This window comes from Nocardia macrotermitis, from assembly GCF_009604405.1.
GTDB lineage: Bacteria > Actinomycetota > Actinomycetes > Mycobacteriales > Mycobacteriaceae > Nocardia > Nocardia macrotermitis.
In genome coordinates this window covers 410,276-425,626 of sequence record NZ_WEGK01000007.1, presented here as the reverse complement: position 1 = coordinate 425,626, position 15,351 = coordinate 410,276, and the positions used below count along the sequence as shown (strand labels likewise).

At 68.6% G+C, this 15,351-nt stretch carries 14 protein-coding genes and 1 pseudogene; 7 read left to right on the top strand and 8 right to left on the bottom strand.

Annotation, left to right across the window (positions count from 1 at the left end):
* From NRB20_RS19235 to NRB20_RS19225, 3 genes and pseudogenes are all read right to left on the bottom strand, one after another.
* Nucleotides 1-649 (bottom strand): annotated as a pseudogene (locus tag NRB20_RS19235) (hypothetical protein); the annotation flags it as partial.
* Between the two features lie 27 nt (nucleotides 650-676).
* The gene (locus tag NRB20_RS19230; protein WP_153411474.1) at nucleotides 677-1,051 is read right to left on the bottom strand and encodes a hypothetical protein; all 375 of its coding nucleotides are present in this window, start codon (nucleotides 1,049-1,051) and stop codon (nucleotides 677-679) included.
* Between the two features lie 85 nt (nucleotides 1,052-1,136).
* Entirely contained in the window at nucleotides 1,137-1,841 is a 705-nt protein-coding gene (locus NRB20_RS19225) for an ESX secretion-associated protein EspG (RefSeq protein WP_319945109.1), read from the bottom strand.
* Between the two features lie 297 nt (nucleotides 1,842-2,138).
* Here NRB20_RS19225 and NRB20_RS19220 point away from each other — a divergent pair, with 297 nt between their 5' ends.
* Both NRB20_RS19220 and NRB20_RS19215 read left to right on the top strand, forming a co-directional pair.
* A complete protein-coding gene (locus NRB20_RS19220) occupies nucleotides 2,139-2,705 on the top strand; it encodes a DUF4254 domain-containing protein (RefSeq protein ID WP_194289922.1) in 567 nt (188 codons plus the stop codon).
* Between the two features lie 194 nt (nucleotides 2,706-2,899).
* Nucleotides 2,900-3,409: a pyridoxamine 5'-phosphate oxidase family protein gene (locus NRB20_RS19215; protein ID WP_227833643.1), complete on the top strand. Its 510-nt coding sequence runs from the start codon at nucleotides 2,900-2,902 to the stop codon at nucleotides 3,407-3,409.
* A gap of 63 nt (nucleotides 3,410-3,472) precedes the next feature.
* Here NRB20_RS19215 and NRB20_RS19210 read toward each other — a convergent pair whose 3' ends face one another.
* The 3 genes from NRB20_RS19210 to NRB20_RS19200 all read right to left on the bottom strand — a co-directional run bounded on the left by NRB20_RS19210 (nucleotide 3,473) and on the right by NRB20_RS19200 (nucleotide 8,066).
* Nucleotides 3,473-4,402 carry a D-isomer specific 2-hydroxyacid dehydrogenase family protein gene (locus NRB20_RS19210; RefSeq protein WP_153411473.1) on the bottom strand — a complete coding sequence of 310 codons (930 nt, stop codon included), beginning with the start codon at nucleotides 4,400-4,402 and terminating at the stop codon, nucleotides 3,473-3,475.
* 41 nt (nucleotides 4,403-4,443) lie between these two features.
* Nucleotides 4,444-5,430, bottom strand: coding sequence for a non-homologous end-joining DNA ligase (gene ligD, locus NRB20_RS19205; RefSeq protein ID WP_319945108.1), 987 nt, complete (start codon nucleotides 5,428-5,430; stop codon nucleotides 4,444-4,446).
* 536 nt (nucleotides 5,431-5,966) lie between these two features.
* Nucleotides 5,967-8,066: a RecQ family ATP-dependent DNA helicase gene (locus NRB20_RS19200; RefSeq protein ID WP_153411557.1), complete on the bottom strand. Its 2,100-nt coding sequence runs from the start codon at nucleotides 8,064-8,066 to the stop codon at nucleotides 5,967-5,969.
* Between the two features lie 509 nt (nucleotides 8,067-8,575).
* Between NRB20_RS19200 and NRB20_RS19195 the strand changes: the two genes are divergently transcribed.
* Complete coding sequence (locus NRB20_RS19195; RefSeq protein ID WP_227833642.1) at nucleotides 8,576-9,745, top strand: endonuclease domain-containing protein; 1,170 nt, start codon at nucleotides 8,576-8,578, stop codon at nucleotides 9,743-9,745.
* 289 nt (nucleotides 9,746-10,034) lie between these two features.
* Here the strand turns inward: NRB20_RS19195 and NRB20_RS19190 are convergent, their stop codons facing one another.
* On the bottom strand, nucleotides 10,035-10,907 hold the full coding sequence (locus NRB20_RS19190; RefSeq protein ID WP_319945122.1) for an alpha/beta fold hydrolase: 873 nt from the start codon (nucleotides 10,905-10,907) through the stop codon (nucleotides 10,035-10,037).
* Between the two features lie 154 nt (nucleotides 10,908-11,061).
* On the opposite strand from NRB20_RS19190, the gene NRB20_RS19185 reads away from it, so the two are divergent.
* Complete coding sequence (locus NRB20_RS19185; RefSeq protein WP_153411471.1) at nucleotides 11,062-11,544, top strand: hypothetical protein; 483 nt, start codon at nucleotides 11,062-11,064, stop codon at nucleotides 11,542-11,544.
* Nucleotides 11,545-11,557: 13 nt separating this feature from the next.
* Here NRB20_RS19185 and NRB20_RS19180 read toward each other — a convergent pair whose 3' ends face one another.
* Entirely contained in the window at nucleotides 11,558-11,734 is a 177-nt protein-coding gene (locus NRB20_RS19180) for a hypothetical protein (protein WP_153411470.1), read from the bottom strand.
* A 96-nt stretch (nucleotides 11,735-11,830) separates the two neighbouring features.
* On the opposite strand from NRB20_RS19180, the gene NRB20_RS19175 reads away from it, so the two are divergent.
* The 3 genes from NRB20_RS19175 to NRB20_RS19165 all read left to right on the top strand — a co-directional run bounded on the left by NRB20_RS19175 (nucleotide 11,831) and on the right by NRB20_RS19165 (nucleotide 15,344).
* Entirely contained in the window at nucleotides 11,831-12,676 is an 846-nt protein-coding gene (locus tag NRB20_RS19175; protein ID WP_153411469.1) for a glycoside hydrolase family protein, read from the top strand.
* A 474-nt stretch (nucleotides 12,677-13,150) separates the two neighbouring features.
* A complete protein-coding gene (locus tag NRB20_RS19170; RefSeq protein ID WP_153411468.1) occupies nucleotides 13,151-14,629 on the top strand; it encodes an FGGY-family carbohydrate kinase in 1,479 nt (492 codons plus the stop codon).
* 235 nt (nucleotides 14,630-14,864) lie between these two features.
* Nucleotides 14,865-15,344, top strand: a complete 480-nt coding sequence (locus tag NRB20_RS19165; RefSeq protein ID WP_153411467.1) for a thioredoxin family protein — start codon at nucleotides 14,865-14,867, stop codon at nucleotides 15,342-15,344.
* Nucleotides 15,345-15,351 lie beyond the last annotated feature (7 nt).

Here is a 15,351-nt window from a genome sequence, read left to right as displayed (position 1 = left end):
GTTGTTGGCTCGGGAGTGATCGGGGGGTGGTGTGGTTCGTGTGGGGTGGGGTGGCGGGGGTGTCGCCCGGGAGGGTCGGGGGCACGGGGAGGGACGGAATACCTGTTCCCGCACCGGAATACGCTGGTTTGTAGATCATGTTCATGGCCAGGACCGCCTCTTGGCGCAGTGCTTCCTGTGCCAGAGCGGCATCGATGACGTGGGCGGTCTCGAGGGCGCGGGCGATCGCGCCGATCGGGCCGGAGTCGCCGGGCGGGGCGACAGCCAGTTTCACCGCCTCGGCCGCGGCGGCCACCGCACCCAAGCGTGCGCCGACCTCGGCCATGACCTCGGCCAACTCGTCGAGTGACTGGGCGAAGCTGCGGGTGCTGGCGTAGGCGGCGTCGGCCGCGGCGCCCTCCCAACCCGCCGAATTCATCACGCCGTCGGTGGTGGATCGGGTGATCGGCATCGCCGTGCCGATGGTGGCGGCGCCGTTCAGCCAGATCAGCGAGGCTCGCGCGATCTCCCCGGCGTCGATCTGCTGCGTGCCTGCGTAGATCCGTTCGTGCGGTACGGACTCGAAATGTTCCATCGCACTGATGTATTCGGGATCGGTGGGCTGTGCCTGCGGGCCGAAATGCGTGGAATTCAGGACGTGCTCACCCATGACACACCCCGCTCGCGCCGGCTTCGATCACCACGGCTGCCTCGACGACAACGTGCGCAGCGCGGCGGCGTGCGCGACATCGGCCTCCTCGTACAGCCCGGCGCTGATCAGGAACGCTTCCTTCATCCGGTAGGAGGCGGAGATGTACCGATCCAGCTGTGCGGCCGCGTCCCGGGCCTTGCGGGAGAACCCGGCCTGCAACTGCTCGGCGGAGAAGAAACCGCCGAAACCGTGTAGCTCCGCGACCGATTCGAGCTGCTGCTGTAGTGCGAGCAACCCTTCGGCCTGCTCCTCGTACTGCGCCGCGCACCGTCGAGCCGCGTCCGGATCGAAACGAACCGTGCCGCTGCGTGCCGCCTGCATGAACCGGGCGATATCGGCCTGACTGGTATCGATGGTCAATGCGCACCCCCTCGAGGATCGGTCGGTCGTGCCCAGCGTAACCGCCGGGTACGACAACGGTGGGGCGATGACGGCATCGGCGGCATCATCGCGGAATACGTTTCTGCAGGTGAGCGCCTATCTGCTGGGTCGAGGCCGGGGCCAGGTGCACCTGCTCGCCCGCGCGGATCAGATAGCGGCCGTCACCGGCGACATCGATCCAGGTGTAGTAGACCGGCGGGGGCGGGGTGGCCCGGTCCAAGCGCGGTTCGATCCGGATCTGCCCCTCGGCGCTGTGCGGTTTGAGCAGCAGCCGCCGGATGCGCGCGGCCAATCGGTCGCCGGACATCACGGTCTCCTCGTCGCGTACGGCCGCGGCGGTCGCCGAGCGGGCCGGTTCGCGTCCGGGTGGGGTATCGGGCAGCAGCGCGGCGATGCGCGCCCCCAGTTTACCGCTGTGACCGATCGAAATACGTACTTGCCCACCGAAATCCGGTGATGAGCCGGTGTCCTGCACGGCCAGTACGGCATGGTCGTAGACCGCCGCGCCCAGCGCCCGGACCTGCGTGCCCGGCTCGTGCGTACCGCCGATAGCGACCACCCGGGTATGCGGCCGGGCCAGAATCCGCAGGCACGCCGACAGATCCGGATCCGCGCCCAGCGGCATGCGATCCTCCAGCGTGCGGCGCAGCGCGGCGGCGTCCTGCTCGGTGTGCGGCGTCTGCAGAATCCGGATCGGGAAGGGGTACCGGTCCAGGTCGGTCTCGCGCCAGATGTGGGCGAACTCGTCCGGTGTGAATGACCAACTCACGCCAGACTCACCCTTCACCGTTCCATCCCCCGAACCCGATCAAGCCTAACGGGGCGGCGCGGGGCCGACCAGACGGCATCGCGGAATCCGCTTTCCGACGGTCACCGGAAGGCCATGGAAAGGGCAGTGGGAGGGCCGCCGGAAAAGTGCATGCTGGAAGTGCACCCGGCGCGCCGCAAGGAGATGTCCCCTTCGCAGATTGCGGCGCAACCGGATCCGGTGTGGTCCGCCCTTACCACACCGGGCTCGCGGTCCGGTGCCCGCGTTTGTGGCGCGCCGGGTGTGTACGTAGTGAAGGTGGGCGAAGGTACTGCCTGCGGGGCACGCAGGCCGCCGGTCCGGCTCGCCGCGGTCATGGAGGTACACGTCATGTACGTACCGCAACCCGACGATCCGGAGCAGTGGCACGGCGGCGATTCGGCTGCCCGCCTACCGGACTGGCACGAATTGCTCGCCGCCTTCTGCGGGCACATCGGCGAAGAACCCGATGCCCACCCCGTCACGGGCTGGGCCCGCGCGCTCGCCGAACTCCACCTCACCCGCCGCGAATCGCCGCTGCGCACCGCCGAGATCGATTGTCGCCGTGCTGAAATCGTCGCGCACGTGGACGATTGGATCGCCGTGGTCACGCACACCCGGCGACCGGCTCCGCAATCCCTCGGCGCGGTTGTGGACGCCATGGCCGCGGCGCAGGTGCGGGCGGTGGCACTGCTGCGCGGCGGTGCGGACATCGACGACGAGCGGATCCATTCCGCCTGGTCGCTGCTGGCCTCGCTGGCCGACGAGTGGTCCGAGCTGGTCCGACGGACGACGCCGGTCGTCGCCCCGGAACAGATCCTGCCGCCCCGCGCGGCCGGGCAGTGAGGCGAGATCGGCGGTAGCCGGGCAGCGATGGTGCGGTGCGGCGGCTGTGCGCAGCGTGATGTCCGCCACGGATGGTGCTGTTCGCCTGGCGTTTCCGTGTGCGTCGCCCGGGCGGGGTTTGATCGTTGCCGATTCCGGGAATCTTGTGATGACCCGGAACAACAGGTTCATGATCAGCGGGGCAGATATCGCAAATGGACAACCGAGCCGAGGAATACCCCGGGCAGTCGGGTGGGGCGGGCATGCCCGCGGGTGGTGGGCACGGCGCGGGAATGGTCGCCGATATGGACGCCCTCGCACCGCAGGGTTCCCGCGATCTGAGCTCCGCCGAGTCGCTGCGGCGGCTGGGGCAGGTGCGATACGGGCGAATCGTCTTCGCGCGCTACGCATTACCCATCATTCGCCCGGTCAATCACATCGTCGACGGTGAGACGATCGTCGTGCACGCCAGTCGCGGTGCGGCGCTGTCCGCGGAGCGGCAGATGGTCGCCTACGAGGCGGATGTCATCGATGAGAGCACCCGTCGCGGCTGGTGCGTGATCGTGACCGGCGCCGCGGAGCCGGTGGAGGATCCCGACGAGATCGCACGTTATCGGGAGTTGTTGCGGCCGTGGCTGCCCGGGCCGCGCGAGCATCTCGTGCGGATCCTGCCGGATATGGTCACCGGACTCGAATTCGTCGATCCGCAGGACGCCGAGGCGTAGCGGTTCCGAGCTGTGAACTGGGCCGCGGCGATCGGGGATCGTCTGGGACTGTTCGGGTTCGGGTCAGTACCCCGCGGCGACGTCGATACGTGCGATCAGCTCGCGGCCCTTGGTGAAACGACTCACATTCTCCGCGACGTGTTCGGCGAAGGCGACGGTGCGCAGCTGCGGCGGATTCGAATCGTGCGGTGTCACCAGGGCATTGGGCAGATCCCACAGCGGATGACCCTCGGGCAGGGGTTCGGGATCGGTCACGTCGAGTCCGGCGCCGCCGATCGTGCCCGCACGCAACGCCTCGACCAGGGCGTCGGTGTCCACCAGGGTGCCGCGGGCGATGTTGACGACCCAGGAATGCGATTTCAGCTGGGCCAGTTCGGCTTTGCCGAGCAGATGCCGGGTGCCGGGGGTGGCCGGGGCGGCGATCACCACGTGGTCGGTGCGCGACCAGACCTCCGGGAGACGTTGCGCGGGCAGGGTTTCCACCACGCCGGGCAGGTCGATCGGGGTGCCGGAGCGGTTCACCGCGATCACCCGCGAACCCAGCGGCGCGAGCAGGGCGATCAGTTCGCGGCCGATGCCACCGGCCCCGACGACGGCGACGGTGGCGTTGCGCAGGGTGCCGATACTCCGGCCGAGTTCCTGCCTGCGCCAGCTGTGCGCGGCAAGATGTTCCGGCAGCGCGCGCACGCCCGCGAGCAGCAGCATCAGCGCGTGTTCGGCGACGGTTCCGGCGAAAGCGCCTGCCGCGGAGGTGAACAGGACGTTCGGGTGGCGGTCGAATACCGGGGTGTCGAACCATTCCTCGACGCCCGCGGAGAACAGCTGCACCCATTCGATGTTCTCGGGCAGGCGTTCCGGGAAGCCCTCCGGTCCGGCGTTCCAGATCAGCGCTCGGGCATCGGCCGGGTCGGCCAGTTCGCCGCCGGCGCCGGTGATCGCCTGCTCCAGTAGCGGGGTGTGGTTCGGTCCGAGCGCGATGGGCGTCGCCGTCATGGGGTCTCCTGTGCGGTATCCGAGGCCGGTCGGCTCCGACGTTAGCCGGATGTGTCCGATCCGGTGTCGTCGGTGTCCTCGTCGAGGTCCAGGTCGACCGGTTCGCGCTCGGCCCATTCCAGGAGTTGATCGATCCGGAAGACCGCGTCATCGATGCCCGCGTGCAGATCGCCCAGTTCGGCGTAGCGGGCGGGCACGGTGGTGATGGTGAAGTCGCGGGGCTCGATATCCGGGATCTCGGTCCAGCGCACCGGGGTGGAGACGGTTGCCGCCGGGACGCCGCGCACCGAGTAGGCGGCGGCGATGGTGTGGTCGCGGGCGTTCTGGTTGTAGTCGACGAACAGCAGGGCCGGATCGCGGTCCTTGCGCCACCAGGTGGTGGTCACGTCGTCGGGTGCGCGGCGTTCGACCTCGCGGGCGAATGCCAGTGCGGCCCTGCGGACATCGGTGAAACCCCATTCCGGCGCGATCCGGACGTAGACGTGCAGGCCCTTGCCGCCGGAGGTCTTCGGCCAGCCGACCGCGCCGATCTCATCGAGCACCTCGTGCACCACTCCGGCCATCCGTTGCACGCGTGACCACGGGCAGTCGGGCATCGGGTCCAGATCGATCCGCCACTCGTCGGGTTTCTCGGTGTCGAAACGTCGTGAGTTCCAGGGGTGGAATTCGATGGTCGACATCTGGACGGCCCAGACGATGTCCGCGAGTTCGCGCACGCAGAGTTCGTCGGCATGTCGCCCGTAACGCGGAAAGTACACGCGCACAGTGGAAATCCAGTCCGGTGCGCCGCCGGGCAGCCGCTTCTGATGAACCTTCCCGCCCGGCAGCCCCTTCGGGAACCGATGCAGCATGCAGGGCCGATCCCGCAGCGCGTTCACGATTCCCTCGCCCACCCCGAGGTAGTACCGGACCAGATCCAGCTTGGTGGCCCCGATCTCGGGGAAATACACCCGATCGGGGTTGGACACTCGCACCGTATGCTCGCCGACCGCCAACTCCACCGCCGGCGAGGCAGACTTACTGGCCACCCGACCGACGATAGCGAGTCGATCGCGCTGCGCGCATCGGAACATGCCCACCGGTCCGGTTCGGGTGACGGCCTCGACGGCGATTCGCTGACTGCGGCAGCACCAATCGCACGTTGCCGCGGGCATCATCAGTGGCAGCGCATGGGCGGCAATCGGTTGGACGCGGCGTCGCATCGGATCGTGGTGCCGGTGTTGGCAATACGGCCGGGTTCGCGATAGCGGTGGCTGTGGACCACCTCGAATGGGTCGCCCGCATCGTTGCTCGAGCCCGTGACGGCCGGGTTCGCGATAGTGGTGGCTGTGGACTGCTGGCGACGAATTCTGTGTCATGGCCGAACGGTGTGGAAGTGACCCAGCCGTGGCCACCAGGACACCCGAGTGGGTCCGCAGGGGCTCGAAGTGGTGACCACGTGAATGTCCGGAGGTGAGCCGGATCTGGTGGTCGTGGTGCTGGATATCTGGTAGCGATCGGGTGCCGAACGAGCTCGGTCGGCGTGAGGCTGTACCGGCGCTGTGACGATCGATCCGGCCGGACATCAGGTGGGGGTGGCGAGGGCGAAGGGGAGGACGGTGGGGGCTCCGGCGGAGCGGAGGGCGTGGGCGGCGAGGGTGAGGGTCCAGCCGGTGTCGGTGAGGGCGTCGACCAGGAGGATGGGGCCGTCGAGATCGTCGAGGGGCGGGGGATTCCAGGAGTTGTGCAGGGCCGCGACGCGGTGGGCGGAGTTGGCGGCGGAGACCGGTGGGCGGCCGGGGCGGATGGGGAGGGTGCCCAGGTCGCGCAGGCGGCCGATGCGGGCCAGGCGGGCGGCCAGGTCGGCGGTGAGTTTGGGGTGGGTGGGGGATTCCATGGCCAGGACAGTGGTGGGGCGTTGGTCCCAGGTCCAGTCGCGCAGGACGGCGATGCACGCCTCGACGATGTGGTCGGGGACGGGGACATCGGGGCCGTCGAGCAGGGGGCGCAGGCGTTGACCCCAGCCCAGATCGCTGAGCCTGCCCAGGACGCGGCCGACGGCCGGACCGTCGGTGATCTTGCCGGACAACGGAATTCCGAGTTTCGCCATACCGGTCGGCCACTGTTTGCGCGGGGACAGATCGATACCGGGTCGGTCCAGGCGGGTGCGGATGGCGGCCAGATCCGCGGTGTCGACCGCGGTATCGGGTCGGGTGCCGGTGCAGTTGTCGCAGCGGCCGCACCCGGGAGCGTTCGCGGCGGCACCGGTCAGCGCGGGATCGTCGAGCTGGCGGCGCAGGAAACTCATCCGGCATTCGGTGGTCGACTGATAGTCGATCATCGCCTGCTGCTCGGCCTCGCGGGCCCGGGACAGGCGTTCGTAACGTTCGGTGTCGTAGGTCCACGGTTGGCCGGTGCCGATCCAGCCGCCCCGCACCCGGCGCACCGCGCCGTCGACGTCGAGCACCTTGAGCACCATCTCGAGCCGGGAGCGATTGAGTTCGACCAGTGGTTCGAGTGCGCTGGTGGACAGTGGGCGTTCGGAATCCAGCGCCTCGAGGACGGCACGGACCATGTGCTCGCGCGGAAAGGCCACCGACGCGAAGTAGCTCCAGATCCGCCTGTCCTCCGGGCCGGGCAGCAGCACGACCTCCGCGCGGGCGGTGCCGCGACCCGCGCGACCGACCTGCTGGTAGTAGGCGATCGGCGAGGACGGCGCACCGATGTGTACGACGAATCCCAGATCCGGTTTGTCGAAGCCCATCCCCAGGGCCGAGGTCGCCACGAGAGCCTTGACCTCGTTGTCCAGCAGGGCCTGTTCGAGGGCCTCGCGTTCGGCCGGATCGGTGCGGCCGGTGTACGCGCCGACCTTGTGGCCGTGGGAGCCCAGTACGTCGGCGAGGTCGTGGGCCGCGGCCACGGTGAGGGTGTAGATGATGCCTGAACCGGGCAGCTCGTGCAGATATCGGCTGAGCCAGGCGGTGCGGGCGGTCGCGTCCTCGATGTGCACGACCGACATGTGCAGCGATTCGCGGTCCAGGGTGCCGCGCAGCACCAGGGTGTCGGTACCGATCTGACCGGCCACATCGGTGACCACGCGATCGTTGGCCGTGGCGGTGGTGGCCAGGACCGGGATGTCCTCGCCGAGATCGGCGACCAGGGTGCGGATCCGGCGGTAGTCGGGCCGGAAGTCGTGGCCCCAGTCCGAGACGCAGTGCGCCTCGTCGATCACGACCAGTCCGGCGTCGGCGGCCAGCGCGGGCAGCACCGCATCGCGAAAGTCGGGATTGTTCAACCGCTCCGGGCTCACGAGTAGGACATCGACCGCGCCCGCTGCCACCTGGGCGTGGATATCGTCCCACTCGGTCATGTTGCCGGAGTTGATCGTCGCGGCGATCACTCCCGCTCGGCGGGCGGCCGCGACCTGGTTGCGCATCAGCGCCAGCAGCGGGGAGACGATCACCGTCGGCCCGCGGCCCGCGGCGCGCAGCAGTTTGGCGGCGATGAAGTACACCGCCGATTTACCCCAGCCGGTGCGCTGCACGACCAGGGCTCGCCGCCGCTGCCGGACCAGCGCATCGATGGCGGTCCACTGGTCCTCGCGCAGCCGAGCCCGAGGCCCGGCCAGCTCACGCAGCAGTGTCTCGGCGGATTCGCGCAGCTCGGTGGTAGTCACGCCGACCATGGTGCCCGACCCCACCGACACACTCCACCCTCCCGCCACACACGCACCCCTTGCCCGCAAACGCACCCCTTGCGGCCTTCGTGATCCGGGGCGGCGGCGGTCGATTGTGTGCTCAGGGATGGGGGTGGGCGAACTGGTCGTCTGTACACCGTCCAATTCTTCGCAGGAGGGTGGACCGGGGGCTGACCGGGCGCACCTTGTGTTCGGGGCCGCACGGTCTGCGGGTGGTTGCGAAGTGTGCGAATCGTGGCAGCGGGTGCGGCTGTGACCTGGTCAAATGACTATGGAACCGGATCGCGGTACCCCGCGTCGAACTAGAACAAACCCGGTTCGACTCAATTCGTAAGGGGAGGTTCGAGCGTGAAAAATTGTCAAGGGTGCCGCAGCTCGTGGCGTAACGGAATCCGAGCTCGCGCACCACGGGTACGGCCGGCGCCTCGGCACGACGAGTACTGTGATCGATTCACCTCGCGCCCGCCGCGGCGTCCGCGTCCGGAGACCGATTTCCGATGAGCGCCACGGGATTACATCCGGTCTTCGGTTCCGCGTCGGGCCCGCGTATCGCGCATCGGCTCGCGCACGCCGGTGGGTTGTCGGACTGCCGCGCGGCGCTCGGTGCGGCGGCCTCGGGGGATGTGCGGGACGTCGACATCCCGCCCGACGACGACACCGTCGCCGAACCCGAATCCGTGCGGGCGGTCGAATCGGCCCGGATCCACCGGCGACGTGACGCGCTGGCCCGCGGCGTCACCGACGATCAGATCCGCCGGATGTGTGCCGGTGGGCGGTGGCGGCGGCTGCGGCGCGGGGTCTACTCGGAGGAGGCGATCTACGCGGAGCTGGATGCTGTTGCCCGCCACCGCATGTTGGCCGCGGCGGTGTTGCCGGAGATGGCGGCCGACGCGGTGGTGAGCCATCAGTCCGCGGCGGCGATCTACGGCGCGCCGATCTGGGCCGCGCCGATGGATCGCCTGTGCGTCACGCGCAATCGCAGCAACGGCGGCCGGATCAAACCGGATCTGAAGGTGCACTGCACGCCGATCGATGCCGTGGCCGAGGTCGACGGACTGCTGTTGAGCACGCCCGCGCGCACCATCCTCGATCTGGGCCGCACGGTGTCGTTCGAATCCGCGGTCGTCGCGGGCGACTGGCTGGCCCGCGAATACGGTGTCACCACAACCGATCTCGAGGTGGAGTTGACTGCGGCGAATCGGCGCCGGGGTATCGAGCGGGCGCGGCAGGTGGTGAAGTTCCTCAATCCGCGCAGCGAGAGCGTCGGGGAGTCGCGCAGCCGGGTGATGCTGCGCGACCTGGGCCTGCCGATCCCGCAGTCGCAGGGCGATGTCTTCACCGCCGAGGGCAGATTCCTGGGCCGGGTCGACTTCTATTTCGGCGATACCGGCGTAGTCGGCGAATTCGACGGCCGCACCCGCTACGGTCGCCGCGCGCACCCCGGATACGATCCGGTGGATACGGCAGCGGCCGAGCGGCGACGAGAGGATGCGTTGCGCAACACCGGGTTCCACGTCATCCGCTGGGTCTGGGACGAGTTACCCACCGACGCGGTCTTCGGCCGCTTCCGCGTCGCGCTGGCCCGCGTCGGTCGGCAACGCCCACAGGGACACATCCGGCCGTCGTCGCTACCCGAACCCAGTCCGTTGCTGATCCGAAGTCTCTGAGCTGGTCCGAAGTCTCTGCCCGGCAACGGTATTCGTGCCGGATATTGATAGGCACGTTGTCGCGGCCTGGTTCGGACCCCACGGTCCGAGCCAGGTCAGGCGATCGGTGCCGGTGGTTGCCGGGGCAGAACGCGGGCCAGGGAATCGGGCGTGAGGTGCGGTGCAGCGGCATCACCGGATCATCACGCACGCGTCCGTCCGGCGGCACGAACCAAGTTCGGCCGCGTCGGAGTCCACCGGCGGTCAGGTGGATCGCGGAGGTGATGTGCACGTGCCGTGTGCCATCGCGTCAGGCGGTGTCGGCGGCCAGGGTGACCAGGTGTGCGCGGACCAGGTCGGGGCGTTCCTCGGGGAGGAAATGTCCACAGCCCGAGATGTATTCGACGGTGTAGTCGGTGGCGTCGGCGGTTTCGGCGGCGGCGAGGGAACGGTGGATGGCCCCGTCGGCGGTGCCGAACAGGGCGCGGATGGGGAGGGTGGCGCGACGGCGTTCACCCTTGCGCAGAGCGGGGATCTCACGAAGGAGGAACGTCCGATAGGTATCGGTGGCCGCGCGGGCAGGGACCGGATCGCGGAAGCGGTCGGTGTAGACGCGCACCGCGTTCGGTGTGAATTCGGTGGAATCGGCGATCGCGAGCCGGAACACCCAGTCCAGGAAGGGGGTGCGCTGTTGTAGCGGCATACCCAGCGCCGCGACGAGCGGTTGATACAGCAGGAATCGCCAGACGTGCGGTGCGAGCCCGCGCGGGGTCTGCCAGGGATGCACGATGTTCAGCGGCATGAATCCGGCGAACCGCTCGGGCTCGCGCAACGCCATCAGGAAGCCGATGTACCCACCCCAGTCGTGGCCGACCAGCAGTACGCGTTCGGAGGTGAGCGAATCCAGCAGGGCCAGTACATCACTGGCGACCTCTTCCTTGTACCAGCGGTGCGGCGCCGGGCCGGACCAGCCGTAGCCGGGCAGGTCCGGCGCGATGATCCGCAGCCCTTCCGGCGGGTCGGCGAGCAGGTGCCGGTAGGTGTAGTGGTGCTGCGGCCAGCCGTGCAGGACCAGCACCGGGCGGCCGTCGGCCGGGCCCGCCTCGGTGACGTGGAATCGCACACCGCGGGCGGTGATGTGGCTGCGGCGCACACCGGCGATGTCGGGAGGCTGTGAGTTCACATCGGGCATATCCGATGCTAACCGTCCGCAACCCGGCGAGTCGTCACGCAAAGGATTTCGGCGTCCGCGAGGATATTTCAGGCGTCGGGCGCGACAATGGGTGCGGCAGCGGCGATCAAGCCCTCGGGCACCGTGGGAACAGGGAGGACGGGCGATGCCGAACAAGTTCGAGTCACCCCCGGGCTGGGCGCCACCCGGCGCGCAGTTCCAGAGCCACGGCGTGACCAGCCGCACCGTGATCGGTGTGCTGATCGGGCTGGTGCTGACGCCGATCGGAATCGCCTTCGCGGCCAAGGGCGGTGCGGACATCCGGTACTGGGTGATCATCGGCGGCGTCACCGATCGCTGGACCGCGGCCGGTGAGATCATCGTCGGCTCGGTCCTGCTGATGCTGGTGGCGGCGATGGCCGCGTTCTCTCCGGCGGGGACCTTCGTGGCCGGGCTGGTGTTCGGCGTGTTCCCGGGGATCCTGCACATCCTGTTCCCCGACGACACCTTCCGCCTGATCGGCGACCTGCCGTACATCGATTCCACCTGGCAGGTGGCGCTGCATTCCTGGGTCACCAACGGTTTCGCGCTGATCTCCGGATTCATGATGCTGGGCGCGGGTTTCGGCGGTCTGATCCGCAGACGCTGAGCCGCCCGGGATCTCACGAATAGTCGCGGAAGCTCATAACGAAACCGACGGCTGCGATCAGGAACAGCAGGACGTAGGCGATCACCCGCAGCGCCGTCGTCGGCAGGTCGTGCACCCACAGTGCGGTGAGGAAGGCGACCAGCATCATCAGCGTGCCGAGGAACGCCGTCCGACGCGGATGCCCTGCCATGGTGACTGGGTACCCGAAACGCACCGGAATCCGCCCGACCCCGGGTCGACGGCGTGTCGGCGTGTGCGGGTCCGAGCGAGGCGGCACGGTAGCCGTATGCAGGTGACAGCGGGCCCTTTCCAACACATCTACGATCCGAGCGACGACCGCGCGCAGCCGTGGTACATCAACGACCACACCGTGATTCGCGATCGCGACGGGCGCTGGCACCTGTTCGGCATCACCCATCCCGAACCGGCCGATCCCTGGGACGAGACGCAGTTCGCACACGCCACCGCCGACCATCTGCTGGGACCGTGGACGAAACGGCCGCCCGCGCTGGACGTCGACCGCGCGTACGGCGAGACGCATCTGTGGGCACCGCACGTGATCGACAGCGGTGCGGGCTACGCCATGTTCTACGACGGCGGCGGCGAGCAGCGCACCGCCACCGCGATGAATCTGGCCACCTCCACCGATCTGCGGGAGTGGACACGTCATCCGCGGGGACCGGTGTTCCGCGACGGCTACGACGCCCGCGACCCGATGGTGATGCGCCTGGACGACCACTGGGTCATGTACTACTGCGCGACCAGTGAACCCGAGGGCGGCAACCACGTCGTCGCCTATCGGACCAGTACCGACCTCGTGCACTGGAGCGATCGCGCGATCGCCTACACCGACCCCGCCACCGGCACCGGCGCCGGACCCACCGAATCCCCGTTCGTCGTGCGACACAACGATTCCTGGTACCTGTTCATCGGCCCGCGCCCCGACTACATCGGCACCGACGTCTTCCGCAGCACCGACCCGCTGCACTTCCGCATCGAGGATCGCGTCGGCCACATCGAGGCCCACGCCGCCGAGATCGTCACCGACGGCGGCGACTGGTGGATCACCACCGCGGGCTGGGGCCAGGGCGGCGTCCACATCGCACCCCTGCACTTCGCGGACCCGACCTGAACGTTCCTTATCGAGGATCGTATCGGAAGCTCGTGCCGCCGAGGTCGTCGCCGATAGTGGTGATCGGTGGATCACCACCGCGGGCCGGGGCAGAGCGGCCGATATTCGACCTTTGGAATTTGCAGACCCGAGCTGAACGTCGCGGTCGGCTCGTTCCGGCGGCGTGTCGTTACTCGTCGCACTGCCTTCATCAGGCGCGTACGGCACTGCATTGGGCGCCTACGGTTCGCCGCCAAGCAGACTGCTGCGCTGGGCCGTATCCGACGGACGGGTGAGTGGTGCGCATGCATCGGTATTCGATCCACACTGACTTCGGCAATGTTCATCGGAGATCGGGCACGGCAGGGGTACGGACCGGTTTCGCGCGGAATCCACGCGGAGTTCCGTGAAGTGTGGTCGGGTGGGGTGTGGAGCTGTAATTCTGGTGGCGCGGGTCGGTGGACGGTGTCCGGGTGTGAGGAAGGGGAGCGCTGGATGTTTCTCGGGATCGATATCGGCACGTCGGGGTCGAAGGGGGTGGTGGTCGACGCCGATGGTGTGATCGTGGCCAGAGCCGAACGGGCGCACGGGGTTTCGACGCCGCGGCCGGGGTGGGTCGAGCATGATGCGGAGACGGTGTGGTGGGCCGATTTCGTCGCGATCGCGCGGGAACTGCTCGATGTGGTGGGGCGGGGGGCGGTGGCGGGGTTGGCGGTCAGCGGTATCGGGCCGTGTCTGTTGCCCGCGGACGCGTCGGGCGCTCCGTTGCGGCCGGCGATCCTCTACGGTGTCGATACTCGCGCGACTGTCGAGATCGCCGAGTTGAATGCGGAACTCGGTGTGCGGCAGGTGCTTTCGCGTGCGGGTTCGCCGCTCACCAGTCAAGCCGTCGGGCCGAAGGTGCGCTGGCTGGCCCGGCACGAACCTGATGTCTACGCGCGCACCCGCAAGCTGTTGATGGCGAGTTCCTTTCTGGTGCAACGACTCACGGGTCGCTATGTGCTCGATCATCAATCGGCGAGCCAATGTGTGCCGATGTACGATCTGCGCCGCCGCGAATGGGCCGCGGACTGGGCGGACGCGGTCGCGCCCGGACTCGAACTGCCCGAATTGTGCTGGCCCACAGAGATAGTCGGGCAGGTGACGCCCGAAGCGGCCGCCGCCACCGGACTTCCGGTCGGCCTGCCCGTCACCACCGGCACGATCGACGCCTGGGCCGAGGCCACCAGCGTCGGGGTGCGCGCGCCCGGTGACGCCATGGTCATGTACGGCACCACCATGTTCCTGGTGCAGGTGCTGACCGATCCGCATCCGCATCCGGGCCTGTGGGGGACGTGCGGAACCTGGCCCGGCACATACACTCTCGCCGCCGGAATGGCCACCTCCGGTGCGGTGACCGATTGGCTGCGGCGTCTGGTGGGCGGTGAGTTCACCGATCTGGTGGCGGCGGCGGGCCGGGTTCCGGCGGGCAGTCGCGGGCTGCTCCTGGTGCCCTATTTCGCCGGTGAACGCACGCCGCTGTTCGATCCGGACGCGCGCGGCATCGTCGCGGGCCTGACCCTCACGCACGGTCGCGCCGAGCTCTACCGCGCGGCCCTCGAGGGCATCGGTTACGGCGTGCGCCACAATCTCGAGGCGATGGCCGAGGCCGGTGGCCGGGCGCATCGTCTGGTCGCGGTCGGGGGTGGGACCAAGGGCGGTCTGTGGACGCGCATCGTCTCCGATATCACCGGATTGCCGCAGCAACTTCCGGCCGAGACGATCGGCGCCTGCCTCGGTGACGCCATGCTCGCCGCCGAGGCCGCGGGGGTGGATACGGGCCCCTGGAATCCCGTGGTCACGACGGTGGAACCGGATCCCGCGCACACCGAGCTGTACACGCGGTACTACCGGCACTACCGGAAGCTGTACGAATCCACTTGCGACACAGCTCATTTCCTGGCATCCGAACAGCACCGTACCGCCGCGGACTGACTCTTCCCGCGCTCGAAATGCTGCGCCGCGCCGTGCCGTGACAACGACCCCCACCGCCCGCTGAAGCCGGTACGCGCGGCTGGTGCGGTGCTTCGGCGGACCGCGCTTCCACGCCTCGGCCCGCAGCTCACGCATGTGCCGTCGAAGCGGGACGGTGTCCCGGACGGTGACGTAGCCGGGGTTTCGTGGAAGAATTCGAAATCATGCAGGTGAGATGTCGTACCGGGAGGGCCGTATGCCGACGCAGGTGCTGAATGAGCAGAATTTCCAACAGGTCGTCTCCGGTGGCGGCATCGTGCTGGTGGATTTCTGGGCGACCTGGTGTGGGTGGTGCACCAGATTCGCGCCGGTGTACGAGGAGTCGGCGCGCATGCACCCGGACATCGTGCACGCGACCGTCGACGCCGACGCCGAACAGCAGTTGGCGGCGATCGCGCAGGTCAGCAGCCTGCCGACACTGATCGCCTTCCGCGACGGCCTGCCGGTCTACTCCGAGCCGGGCTTCAAGACCTCCGAACAACTGGAAAACGTTGTGCAGGAGATCATGTGGCTGGATATGGACGAGGTCCGGCGTGAGCTGATCAAGCAGAATCCCGAACTCGCGCAGGTCCCGGAGATGGCGCAGGGGAATCAGGCCGCCGCGCACGGTGCGGGACTCGCCGCCGGACCTCTGCACTACGGCTGGCCCGGCCTGCGCGGCGCCGCGGTGCGATGAGCCGGTC